This is a genomic window from Oribacterium sinus (assembly GCF_963537195.1).
GTDB lineage: Bacteria > Bacillota > Clostridia > Lachnospirales > Lachnospiraceae > Oribacterium > Oribacterium sinus_A.
The window spans coordinates 1-12,573 of the sequence record NZ_CAUTEG010000071.1; the positions used below are offsets into that span (position 1 = coordinate 1).

The window sequence follows — 12,573 nt, forward strand, 5'->3', positions numbered from 1 at the left end:
ATACGCCGCAGCCGCCTTATAGACCTTTTCTGCAGTTATCTGACCTCCTACACATTAAAAGGAAAACTCATATCCTGGCTGAAGAACAGTACCGTTTACCGCCTCTGCCGCAAGACGAACATTGGTATTTCTCAGTTCATTGGAAGTAGTTTTGGTGGTAAAGCTGGCAATAATCTTATACTGATCCTTAATGGATGCGGTGGATGCGGGAACCTTCTCTCCCTCAGTACTAATCTCGGAGGAAAATTCTTTATTGTTCAGGGCGTTCAGAATATCCTGCGCGGTAGCATCCACATTAATGGCATAACCGTCCTTGCTGCCGCCAAATTCAAATTCTCCGGTAGATTTATTGTACTTGGTAATGTCTCCATTTTTCGGAGCCATCTTCCAAACAATCGCAAGCTGATTCACATAGTCTTTAATTTTATCGCTAAAATCGGGAAGCTGCAGAATATAATCCGCCTGAATGGCAGTTGAACTTTCCGCAGTGGTTTCTTCCGCCTTTTTCTTCTTCTTTTTCTTCTCTGTGGAACTCTCCTCCGTACTGCTTTCCGAAGCCTTCTCTTCCTGATATTTGGTATAAATCTGGTCTACAAAATCTGTAATGCTGTCGGATAAGATATCCGGAATTTCATAGTCACTCTTATTGGGACGAATGGTTACATCGGAAAGGGTATTCTTAACCTTTACCACTTCCTCCGTTCCTTGATCATCAATACCGTCTTCGCTTTTATTGTCTTCCGCCTTTGGAAATTCCGGCATGGAAAAATAATCAATATTAGGATTGGCGTTTTTTACCACAAGATGCCAAGTGTAAGATTTCTTCAAGAAATCAATTACCTGCTCCTTGGTCATTCCCTTTAGATTTAAAAGCTCCGCTCCCGGTTTAAAGGCGGAATAATCCAAATACAAATCCTCATGAATTGCATTGGGATCTATGTACTCCGTTTCCGTAGCAGTGGTCTCCGCTTCATGAAAAAAGCCGGCGTTCCGGCTTAAAGCAAAGACTGCAGCTGCACTTCCGAATAGGGCTACTGCGGCTATAATGATAGGAAGATGGCCATTGTTCTTGGGGCGTCGTCCACCGCTTCTACCATTACTTCGTCCACTACGTGCCCCTTTATCGCCATAGCTGTACTGGGCACTTCTGCTTCTTGAACCGCCCTTTGCTCTACTGATTCCTTGAGATAATCTTCTTTCGCTGGCTATCATATTCCATCCTTTGTATATGTCTATTAATTGATAATCCGAATAGGACAGGCTTTGCCTATACCATCGGCTCATAAGAAGATACCGCTCATTTTGCAGGCGATATTCTTCAAGAATAAAAGGTGCTGAAACACAGCACCTTTTTATCATACCATAATCTTTTCATTTGTATAGAAAAGAATCCTAAAAAAAATCTATAGGGCTTTACAAAAATGTAAGAAAAAATCTTCTGTTATTTGACAACAAAGTTCACGATTTTTCCGGGAATATACACTTCCTTTACGAGAGTGCCGTCCAACTTATCCCCTAAACATTCCTTAGCCTTAGCAAGAATTTCTTCTTTGCTTAAATCCTTGGGAACCTCCAGTACCGCCTTTACTTTTCCGTTTACCTGTAAAGGAAGCTTAATTTCATCCGCCTCCATGGCTTTATTATCGTACTCAGGCCAGCCGGCGGCAAATACACTGCCTTCTCCCTTTGCCAAATGATAACACTCCTCTGCAATATGGGGAGCAAATGGAGCCAAAAGCACGGAGAATGTGCGAAGGGTTTCCAAATCTACGCCCCCTTCTTTCTTTGCCAGATCCAAGAGGCTGTTATTGTACTCCATAAAGCCGGAAACAACAGTATTTAAGTTGAAGCTGTCAAAACGAAGCTGAATATCATGAATTAAGTTATGCCGTACACGAATCATCTCTTTTGTAGGACTGATGTTCTTATCCTTGGATTCTTCCACAAGATTATAGAAACGATTCAGGAAACGATAAACTCCATCAATTCCTCTGTCATCCCATTCCGCATCCAATTCGGGAGGACCTACAAAAAGCTCATAAAGTCTAAGAGCATCACAACCGTAATCCCTAACCAGATCATCGGGAGAAACTACATTTCCCATGGACTTGGACATCTTAATACCGTTTTGCCCTAAAATCATTCCCTGATTAAAGAGCTTTACAAAGGGCTCCTTAAATCCTACCACACCGATATCATAGAGAAATTTGGTCCAGAAACGGGAATACAGAAGGTGTAATACTGCATGCTCCACGCCTCCGATATACATATCCACCGGCAAATATTTATCAGCCTTCTCTCTGCTGACCAAAGCCTTGTCATCATGATTATCAACATAACGCAGGAAATACCAGGAAGATCCTGCCCACTGAGGCATTGTATTGGTCTCCCGCTTTGCCGGACCTCCACACTTTGGACAAGTGCAGTTTACCCAGTCAGTAATGCCGGCCAAGGGAGATTCTCCCGTTCCGGTAGGCTCATAGTTTTCTACCTCAGGCAGCTTTAAAGGAAGCTCTTCCACCGGTACTGCTACATTTCCGCATTTCTCACAATGTACGATAGGAATCGGCTCTCCCCAGTATCTTTGTCTGGAGAAAACCCAGTCTCTGAGCTTAAAGCTTACGGTCTTCCGGCCGAAGCCTCTTTTCTCCACTTCATTAGCCGCTTCCACCTTTAATTCGGAGGACTCTCTTCCATTCCATTCTCCGGAGTTAATCATAATACCGGAGGCTTCTGTATATGCCTCTTCCAATACCTCTTCCTTCCCGTCCTTGGAAATAACCTGAACAATGGGAAGGTCAAACTTCTTGGCAAAAGCAAAGTCTCTGGCATCATGAGCAGGTACACACATAATGGCTCCGGTTCCGTGATCTGCCAATACATAGTCGGAAATCCAAATAGCACACTTCTCCCCGTTTAAAGGATTAATGGCATAGGCTCCCGTAAATTCACCGGTTTTATCCTTGTCATTCACCGCCATTCTTTCCACGTTGGACTTATTGGCTGCCATAGAAATATAAGCTTCTACCTTTTCTCTTTGGGCATCCGTACAAATCTTCTGAACCATAGGATGCTCCGGGGCAAGAACAAGGAAGGTGGCTCCGTAAAGCGTGTCAGGTCTTGTGGTGAAAACAGTAATCTTATCTTCTCTTCCCTCTAAGGCAAAGTCCACCTCCGCTCCGTAGGAACGACCAATCCACTCTGCCTGCATCTTCTTAACCTTTTCCGGCCAATCCAATTCCTGCAAATCATCCAATAAGCGATCTGCATATTCGGTAATCTTCAACATCCACTGTCTTAAATTCTTCTTGGTAACTGCCGTACCGCAACGTTCACACTTACCATCCACTACTTCCTCATTGGCAAGTCCTGTTTTACAGCTTGGACACCAGTTAATAGGGAACTCCTTTTCATAAGCCAATCCCTTCTCAAACATTTTCACAAAAATCCACTGGGTCCACTTATAGAACTTGGGATCAGTAGTATTCACTTCCATGTCCCAATCGTAAATGGCATTAATCTGCTGTAACTGTCGCTTAATGTTCTCCACATTTTTCTTTGTGGTGATAGAAGGATGAATTCCCATCTTAATGGCATAGTTTTCAGCAGGCAAGCCGAAGGCATCCCAGCCCATGGGATGAATCACATACTTTCCCTTAATGACCTGATAACGTGACCAAGCATCGGAAATCACGTAGCCTCTCCAGTGTCCTACATGCAATCCGGAACCGGAGGGATAAGGGAACATATCTAAGCAATAGTATTTTTCTTTCTTCTCGTCCTTTGGGTTAATGGGATTTTTCTCCCAAAATTCCTGCCACTTCTTCTCTACGGCAGCATGATTATATCTAGCCATTTTTTCACCTCGAACTTTCTATGATAACGAATGCCATTTTATAACCCCTACTCTGTCTCGTCAAGCTTAGGATAGGGCTTCCTTGCACTTTCAAAGCCGTTGTCCTTGGTAATATGCAATCGATCACAAGCTTTAAAAAATAGTTTAGTGTTTTTTCTGGATAAGGAAAATTCTTCTCTCAAGTCCTCTACAGTGATTTCTCCCTTGCTCTGTAATTTTTCCAAAGTAAATTCTTTTAACTTGGAAAATAAATTACCCAAAGTATAATATTCCCCTTCCAGTTGCACCAGGGTTCCCTTCTCTTCCAAACAAGCAACGATATCCAACAGGATTTTTTCTTCCTCCTTGCTCCATAAGGGCTCCGTAATTTTCGGGAAAGAAAATTTAGCCTTTTGCATTAGAGTAATCAAGGTATTGGCAATATTGGTGTATTTTTCATCCTTTTTCATCTTATAATCTTTTATGGCTAGAATATCATGAGATATTCTGAAAATTTCCTTTTCACGCCAATATTCCAGAAGTGCTTTATAAATGTTTCTGTTGTAAGAGCTAAAAAAACGACTGTACAATACCGATGTTTTTTCTCCAATTTTATAAGGATTTCTTTGATAAAAATCCTTCATATAGTACTGAATTTGCTTTTCCTTCTCTTCCAAATCTTCCCCGGGAATCAGATACTTTTCTCCTTGCAAAAGGATGCTGATAAGTTCTCCCTTTTCTTCCTTCTCTCTTAAGGCATTTTCGATATTGCCATATCCGGGAAAAGCTTTTCGAATAGCGGAGAGAGCCAAAAAAATGCCTTTTTTCTTGTGAAAGAAATTCTGAAGCAAACTTCCTTCATCCGCATCTTCCAGGCTTCTCAGTCTTTCCGTTTGAAAACGCCCTCTTCTATGCCTCCCCCTTGGTAAAGGATCTATCACCTTTCCCCCGCCAATGCTTAGCTTTTGGGATTCGTCTCTTAGAATAAATCGGTCTCCGCTTAAGGCTACAACAGGCTCTTCACACTGCAACTGAACCAAGGCTGAGCTCTTATTGGGGATTTCCCCCCCCTCCAAGCAGACAAGCTTGCAGAGCACATGTCTTGTCCCTAAAAGAAGTTCCAGCTTTCTGTTGTTTTTTATGGATTGTTCTAAGGCATTGTCTACTTGAACTCTGCAATCCAATAAAGAACTGGGATAAAGTAAGTCCTTCTCCGCCAGCACATCTCCTTTTTGACAAAGAGACTTATCTATTGAGGATAAATTCACGGCAACTCTCTCTCCGCCAACCGCAAAGTCACTGTCTTTGCCATGAACCTGAAGATTTCTGACTTTTACCGGTAAATTCTTCGGATAGAGGGCATACTCTTTTTTTAACTCTATTCTTCCGGACATTGCCGTTCCGGTAAGAACGGTTCCTGCTCCTGCAATAGAGAAAGCCCGGTCTACAAACATTCTGAAAATTCCTTGTTCCGGCTTCCCTTGAATAAATTCATGCAAAGTAGACAGATATTTTATTAAATCCGGAATCCCTTCTTTGCTAAAAGAAGAAAGGGGAAAGATCGGTACGGTAAAAGAAAATTGCTTCTCCAGATACTCGGTAATTTCCACTTTTCTTTGTTCCACTTCTTCCGGAGAAACAAGATCAATCATCGTTAGACAGATAATAAAATTCTTGATTCCAAGAAGAGACAGAATACTGAGATGCTCTCTGGTTTGGGGCATAATACCTTCCTTGGCGGAGATAACCACCATAACCAAATCCATTCCCACAGCTCCGGCTACCATGGTTTTTACAAATTTTTCATGTCCGGGAGTATCAACGATTCCAATTTTCTGACCGTCCGGAAGAGATAATGAGGTAAAGCCCAGCTCAATGGTCATACCTCTCTTTTTTTCTTCTTCTAGTCGATCCGCATCATATCCGGTTAATGCCTTAATTAAGGCGGTTTTTCCATGATCAATATGCCCTGCAGTTCCAATAATCAGATGCTTTGATTCTTTTTTTCCCTCAGGCTTTTCTACATTGGATAATTGTTGAACATCAAGATTCTGCGTATTTTCCATAAGTTTTATTTACTCCATAGTATTTCCAAAAGATTTGTTCCGGATTTAAGTCAATCAGTATATATTCTATTTCAAATTTACTCTCATACTACGCACATTATCTTCAAAGTAAATTTTTCGCTTATTTTTACATAGCTTTTTTATCATACAAGATAATCTTAGGAAAATCGAGGGATTGCCTTAAAAAGGCCAAAAAAAGAAAGAATCCCCATGTTCCATTTAGGAATTCTTTCTAAGGTGCTTATCTTTTAACTGCTCTCATTTTCAGCTTCAGAAGTGCCTTTGCCTTCTTTGCATCCTGGGCAACAATATTATTTTCCCCGACAACGTTGGTTTCAATGCCTTCTTCACTCTTGTTAAAGTCCACAATAGTGTTCATATATTGATTCGTAACCACAAAGGCACCCTGGGTTCCCACAAAGGAAACTCCTACAACCGCAATATCTCTTTTACCGATTTCTTCAATGGCTTGAGCAAAATCCACGTTGCTGTTTCCCCAGCTGTCCTCACTGACAATTGCCCCTTTTACACGAAGGGCTTCAGCCCAAGCACCTACACGACTACCGGTAAAAAGTTTATTAACGTTATCCTGTGGAATTCCGGCAAGTATAATACCTACAAAATCCAAGTCAGTATCATCGCAAAGCTCTTCTACCAGAGGGTCACGAAAATGATGCAAGGTGGTTTCTTTGGTTGATGGTCCAATTCCCATAAGCTCCTCCTCTTAATATAATGCTCGAATAGCGCCATCACGATACTCATTGGGAGAAATAATCATCGGCGCTCCGGTAATATCAATAATTGAATGAGATCCTATAAATCCGGAAGGTTCATCCGGAAGAAATCTGGTATCATACATAGCTCCCTGACCGGAAACCATCTTCACCAAAACCACTTTATCCTTACCCGGACGTTCTACATCCTTAAAATCATGACGCTCCGTACAGAAGGAACCATTGGTTTTCTTCAATACTTCGCGAATTTCCTGACAGAAATGATCACATAGTCTATGGCAGGCATCAGGCCCCGGTCTGGAATATCCGGCCTTCGCCTGTAATACCACATCAATTAGAATGATGATATCCTCAGGGCCCGGAGTCCCAACACGGCCAAAAACCACCTGCTCATCTAAAAATCCGTCGGAATTACCAAAAGCGGAGACATAATTGCCTTCCGTATCCGTAGCAGTAAGGATTACATACACTCCGGTTAAAGTATGGCTAATTCCCTCTCCTATTTTTCCTAATACTTTGGTAGAAATAGGCATTATATCCATAATAGAATTAATGGGAATGTGTCTTTCATTTTTATGAATGATTTTTAGACTGCAATCTTCAATCAGCTCTTCCTGCTTAGCGAAGTCCTTTAAACGATTGGGATTGATCACCAAGCTATATTCTTTATTTTCCTCTTTTTTCAAGGAGACTTTCTCTCCCTCTGAAACAGCACGAACATGAAAAGCTTTAATCGCTAACTGTCTCAATACTCTTTCTTCACTCATTCTATCCTCCAAGGAAATTTTAGAAAAAAATGGAAGCATGAAGATCATGCTTCCATTTCTTGGCATTATACCTTCGCAACGTATTCATATGGCAAAGGAACAATCTTACCTGCAGACTCGATTTCCTCAAGCTGCTCTAAGGTATCCTTTACGATATTGTATTGCATTTCTCTGTTGTTTGGCTCTCCGGCATTTGCACCCATCGGAACGAGAGGAGCAACTGCTCTGGGGGAACCGGTCTGTCTTACGACAGGAGGTAACGCAGCAATGATAATTGTAGGAATTCCTGCGGCCTCAATAGCTCTCTGCACAAGCACGGCAGAACGATGGCAAGTTCCTCAGCCAGCGGTGAGGATTACGGCGTCTACGCCCTCCTCTTTCAGCTGTCTGGCAATTTCAGGACCTGTCTCGTTTTTGAACTTTTCCTGGTTTCCACCACCGCCCATGAATCCGAAGTGTACAGGAGCTACCCCCTTAATTACACCATCTTTAGCCAACTCATGAAGACGATCAATTGGGAACATACAGTTGATATCTTTGTTAACGTCACCGTTATCGTAACCACCATGTGATACCATTAGTTCGCTAGAAGGCATTGTATCCTTGATAACTCTAAAGGTAAAATCACCAGCCAGGTTAAAACGCTTGTCATCTTTATGGTGCACACCTGCGGCCGTTGCAATGGCAATAACCATATCCTTTAACGGCTTTGTGACAGGAGCCCATACAGGTGGAGGAGTAACAGGTACGAAGATTTCAGACTGCATCCCTTTTACTACAGTATTACCCATGTCTTTCTCCTTTCATAAATTTTTTATGTAATTATTCTACGGCTCTTGGCGCTTTTGAATATTACTAATGTATTTTTCATTTACATCCGGACTTAATTGCTCAATAAAACTCATATTGAAACCAACCTCCTGACCGACTTTAATTTCATAATCGGAAATGAGCATCCGCATGGGAATTTTTAAAAAGCCCAAACGACCTTTTAAGTCAATCCCCACGGCACCATCATGAACCTCCACGATAATGCCTTCCATGTAAATAATCTTATCTGTGTATTTAGCCATAATTATGCGTTCATGTACTTCTCTTTGAACTTATCACTCATTGGAAGAGAAGTTTCATTCTCAACAAGCTCAATGGGCTTTCCGGTAACATTGGAAACCAACTCAATGTTCTGGGTCTTTACGTTTGGATTCCACTTACGTTCAGCCTTCTTCACCTCTTCGCCTGCCATCTCAGCCTTCAACATGCTTAATGCACGGATAGCGTCCTCAGTACAAAGGGTGTTGTTAGCAAGAATCTCGTTCTCAATTCCGCCTTCAGATTTGTTGTTATCTACCATGCTGGTCATGTACTTGTTACCTACAACCAGAGCACCCTGGTTAGCACAGAAGGACATACCTACAACCTTGATTCCTCTCTTACCGATCTGCTCGATGTGAGAAGCAAAGTCAATGTGGTTGTTTCCGAATCCCTCAGTGGTTACAAATGCACCATCCGGTCCGATAGCCTCTAAGGTCATACCTACACGACGAGAAACATAGAACTTCTCAGCGTTAATCTGTGGAGATCCAACCAATACAACACCGGTTAAATCCACTTCATGATCATGAAGAACCTCTAATACCAACGGCTCTCTCCAGTAGTGACGAGACATCTCCTTAGATGCAGGTCCAATACAGGTTAATGCATGGATACATCCATCAAGAATCTCTAATGGAGAAACTACTACCGGAACGTTTCCAATATCAACGTTAGGCTTAGCACCAAGTACACCAACAGGCTCAACAGGAAGGAGTAAGTTATCATGCATTGCTCCCTGTCCCATGATTTCCTTAACGATAACAACCTTCTTCTTACCCGGTCTTCTTACCTGGTTAAAGGTCTCAGTATCAACAACCAAGCTCTCATCAGCCTTCTTTAATACCTTACGAATTTCATCGGTGATTAAGTCAGTTGCTGTGTGAGCAGCCAATGGTCCCGGACGCTCCATGTTAGTCTTCTCTTTGATGGTTACATTGGTCTTAATGAAGATATCTCCCTTGTCAGGACAACCGGGACGTCCCCACATAATATTCTCATCAAGGTATCCTTCGGAGGATCCGAACTCACCAATCTGAACACCATTCTCATCAGTTCCGGAAACCACCATAACAACGCCGTCTAATACACGGGTTGTTCCGGTTCCAACTTCATCATCCCCCTCTTTGGTTGCGATAGGCTGAACATCCATGATGGTGTTGGAGTAGGTATGATATTGATCCGGAGTAATGATATCAATCTTCAGATCCACTACAAGCTTCTGAGAATCAACACATTCCTTTTCAATGCCTTCGCGAATGGTAAGAACGGTACCCTCTAACTTGGTTTCAGGACCTCTCTTAACTTCAGTAATCTTGAAGTGCTTTCTGGTAAGACTGCGAACTACCACTTCCTCATCTGTAGCAACCGCTCCGGGAGCTGCAACACCTGCATTACCTGCTACAGCCTGTGCTGCATTAGATACTACAGGAACGCCGGATGCGCCGCCTAAAGCACCTACAGGAATCTGAATGTCGATTCCCTTACCTTCACCAATGTGAATCTTCAAGCTTCCTCCTAAGGCAGGTGCTGCTACTGCTCCTACTGAAGCTGCCGGGGCTACTACTGCCGGAGCCTCTTCTTTAGCTGCCTCTGCAGGCTTATCGGCAAGCGCTACTAAATCTTTTGTAAGAGGTGTGAGAGAATCACAGGTCTTTAAAAGCTTAGCCCCTAAAACATCGCCAATGGTTAAACAACCATCCAACTTCAACAATCCCTGATCTACCAAATCATCAAAGATTTCAGGATCCTCCAAGTTGTGGCTGGAGAGAACTACTCCCTCCTCAGCCCTACAGCATAACACCGCCGGACTGCTCTTGTGCTCTTCTGCATACTCTGCTGAAATAGACATATTTTGCTTCCTTTCTTATGAAAATTCTATATGAATATCTTGGCCTTCCTCCACATGGATATGGAATAATCCATCATCCAGCATGGTAGAAAAGCTGAATTCCTGCTCCACTGCCTGCTCTGTCTTTTCCTCTTCCTTGGGGAAAGGAAGCTGGCGACCCTTGTCATCTACCGGTAGCTGCTCTACAACCTTGGACTTGGTTAAGTAACGCATAGGCTCCATACCCACGGTTTCAAAGATATGATCAGTCTGATGATGAACATTCAGATTCATCTTCGGTGCAGATCCCATAACCGTGTTGGTACAGTCACTACAGTTTCCGATAATGACATCGGTACATCCTGCATTCTTGAAGTGTAAAATCTTCTGTGCCTGTCCGGGGCAGTTTCCGGGGTTCTGGCACTTCAGTGTTCCTCGAACATCTTCAGCCTGCTTACAAGCCTGTACATCCGTAACTACCGCATTGTACTTCTTGCACAAATCTTCCATTCTCTCCAGATTTCCGCCACAAGCACAAAGAAGAATACCCATCTTTGCTCCCTTTAAATCCTTAAAGGGTTCTGTAACCAGAATTCCGCCGCTGGTTTTGGTAATCGGTGTAGAAAGCTCTACAGCATGTCCGGTGAAAGGACCTCCTAAAACGATTTCTCCGTATTCCCCGTCAATACCGCCGGCCATCTCGATAAGCTCACCTACGGTAGTGCCTACAGGAACATCCATAAAGACCTGAGTCTTAGTTCCCTTCTTTAGCTTTCCGCCAACGGAAATATTCTTTAAGAAGCAAGGCTTCTTATCCTCAATTGCCTCTGCTATGCGAAGACAGGTCTCTACGTTAATAACAACGGAGTCAGCTTCTGAAGGAAGGGAAGTGGGAGGAAGTAATTTACCAAGAACCTCACGAACAACAGCTCTTTCTTCTCCCATCGGATAAATATCCGGCAGTAAATGGATAGAGATATTGGGGAACTTGTCCTGTAAAGAAAGAAGAACTTTAATCTCTTCTTCATGCTTTTTCTTAATGGCAATCACGCCCTTAGCTGCATTGGTTACCTTCATACAGTAATCAATACCCCGCAAAGTCTTCTCGGGCTGTTCCATAATCTGCTTCATGTTATGCTCCAGCAAAGGTTCACACTCCGCTGCATTCACCAGAATATATCCGCCCTTCAAGTCGATGTTTAATTTCACTGCAGTAGGGAATCCTGCACCGCCCATTCCCACGATTCCTGCGGCTTTAATCAAATCAAGAGTATTCTCGCCCTCAATCTTTACGTAATCATCGCTCTGCTTCTCGGAAGCCTCGACGATGACCGCCTCCTCGGTAATTTCTTTTACCACACCATCCACACTGGAATGCACATTGGCGCCAAGTTTCTCCGGTGCAGCAAGCAAGCTTCCTCTTTTAACGGAATCCCCTACTTTTACGACCGGTGTAGCAGGTGCACCGATGTGCTGTCTGAGTAAAATTGTTTTAACCACTTTTCCCATCTCCTTCTTCAACTTACTGATATTATGGATTATTATCGCCTGACACGATAAAGTGTTACTCATCCTTCCTCTACAAAAGATTGTTAATTCTTTAGTAATATTACGGCGAAAATTCGGTTTTTACAAGTATTTATTATCATACGATATAAATCCTTGCTATTTCTTTAGCTTGGCTAAAAAGCAAGAAAAAGCGCTAAAACACTGGGAATATCTGGCAATTTCGTAAGAATTAATTTAGACCATTTCATCGTCCATTCTATTTCTGTTCTTAAAAAAATGCAATACCGATTGGGCGCTTTTTTCATCCATTCCCGGACAGGAAAGTAGCTCTTCGAAATCGGCTTTAGCCACGCCTTCCAAGTCTCTAAATTTTCTCATCAATGCTTTTCTTCTCACCGGACCGATTCCCGGAATATCCTCCAGAAGAGAATGGATCTGCTCTTTTCCTCGTAAAGAGCGATGATAGCTAATGGCAAAGCGATGTACTTCATCCTGAATTCTGGTAAGAAGTTTAAAGCATTCACTTCTTTCCGATAAGGGGTATTCTTGATTTCCAACCAACAATGCTCTGGTACGATGATGCTCATCCTTAATCATTCCGCAAACAGGAATGGAAATCCCCAGACCATCCAGTACTGATTCACAAATACCGACCTGTCCCTTGCCTCCATCCATTAAAATCAAATCGGGAAATTGCGAAAAACGCCCCAGATGATTTTCTTTTCCTCCGGCCTTATTTGCC

General features: G+C 42.7%; 10 protein-coding genes. All 10 read right to left on the reverse strand.

Going from position 1 to position 12,573, the window contains the following annotated elements; all coding sequences use genetic code 11:
- Positions 1–54: 54 nt before the first annotated feature.
- Entirely contained in the window at positions 55–1,212 is a 1,158-nt protein-coding gene (locus RYL27_RS08280; RefSeq protein WP_314966494.1) for a peptidoglycan binding domain-containing protein, read from the reverse strand.
- Positions 1,213–1,441: 229 nt separating this feature from the next.
- Positions 1,442–3,856: a leucine--tRNA ligase gene (leuS, locus tag RYL27_RS08285; RefSeq protein WP_314966496.1), complete on the reverse strand. Its 2,415-nt coding sequence runs from the start codon at positions 3,854–3,856 to the stop codon at positions 1,442–1,444.
- A gap of 47 nt (positions 3,857–3,903) precedes the next feature.
- Positions 3,904–5,901, reverse strand: coding sequence for a selenocysteine-specific translation elongation factor (gene selB / locus RYL27_RS08290; RefSeq protein WP_314966498.1), 1,998 nt, complete (start codon positions 5,899–5,901; stop codon positions 3,904–3,906).
- A gap of 241 nt (positions 5,902–6,142) precedes the next feature.
- The gene (locus RYL27_RS08295; RefSeq protein WP_314966499.1) at positions 6,143–6,613 is read right to left on the reverse strand and encodes a glycine/sarcosine/betaine reductase component B subunit; all 471 of its coding nucleotides are present in this window, start codon (positions 6,611–6,613) and stop codon (positions 6,143–6,145) included.
- Between the two features lie 12 nt (positions 6,614–6,625).
- Positions 6,626–7,402 (reverse strand): proline reductase cluster protein PrdD, encoded by a 777-nt coding sequence (prdD, locus tag RYL27_RS08300; RefSeq protein ID WP_040648506.1) that lies wholly within the window; start codon positions 7,400–7,402, stop codon positions 6,626–6,628.
- Between the two features lie 65 nt (positions 7,403–7,467).
- The gene (gene prdB, locus RYL27_RS08305) at positions 7,468–8,193 is read right to left on the reverse strand and encodes a D-proline reductase (dithiol) protein PrdB (RefSeq protein WP_083793702.1); all 726 of its coding nucleotides are present in this window, start codon (positions 8,191–8,193) and stop codon (positions 7,468–7,470) included.
- A gap of 36 nt (positions 8,194–8,229) precedes the next feature.
- A complete protein-coding gene (locus tag RYL27_RS08310; protein WP_007156068.1) occupies positions 8,230–8,475 on the reverse strand; it encodes a CBO2463/CBO2479 domain-containing protein in 246 nt (81 codons plus the stop codon).
- A 2-nt stretch (positions 8,476–8,477) separates the two neighbouring features.
- Positions 8,478–10,343 carry a D-proline reductase (dithiol) proprotein PrdA gene (gene prdA, locus RYL27_RS08315; protein WP_007156067.1) on the reverse strand — a complete coding sequence of 622 codons (1,866 nt, stop codon included), beginning with the start codon at positions 10,341–10,343 and terminating at the stop codon, positions 8,478–8,480.
- A 15-nt stretch (positions 10,344–10,358) separates the two neighbouring features.
- Positions 10,359–11,831: a proline reductase-associated electron transfer protein PrdC gene (gene prdC / locus RYL27_RS08320; RefSeq protein ID WP_314966505.1), complete on the reverse strand. Its 1,473-nt coding sequence runs from the start codon at positions 11,829–11,831 to the stop codon at positions 10,359–10,361.
- A 234-nt stretch (positions 11,832–12,065) separates the two neighbouring features.
- The coding region (locus RYL27_RS08325) for a helix-hairpin-helix domain-containing protein (RefSeq protein WP_314966503.1) at positions 12,066–12,573 on the reverse strand (508 nt) is incomplete at its 5' end.

Coding starts and splice junctions, on each gene's coding strand:
- RYL27_RS08310 (WP_007156068.1), bottom strand. CDS start 8,475: ATGGCTAAATACACAGATAAGATTATTTACATGGAAGGCATTATCGTG.
- prdD (WP_040648506.1), bottom strand. CDS start 7,402: ATGAGTGAAGAAAGAGTATTGAGACAGTTAGCGATTAAAGCTTTTCAT.
- prdC (WP_314966505.1), bottom strand. CDS start 11,831: ATGGGAAAAGTGGTTAAAACAATTTTACTCAGACAGCACATCGGTGCA.
- leuS (WP_314966496.1), bottom strand. CDS start 3,856: ATGGCTAGATATAATCATGCTGCCGTAGAGAAGAAGTGGCAGGAATTT.
- RYL27_RS08295 (WP_314966499.1), bottom strand. CDS start 6,613: ATGGGAATTGGACCATCAACCAAAGAAACCACCTTGCATCATTTTCGT.
- RYL27_RS08280 (WP_314966494.1), bottom strand. CDS start 1,212: ATGATAGCCAGCGAAAGAAGATTATCTCAAGGAATCAGTAGAGCAAAG.
- selB (WP_314966498.1), bottom strand. CDS start 5,901: ATGGAAAATACGCAGAATCTTGATGTTCAACAATTATCCAATGTAGAA.
- prdA (WP_007156067.1), bottom strand. CDS start 10,343: ATGTCTATTTCAGCAGAGTATGCAGAAGAGCACAAGAGCAGTCCGGCG.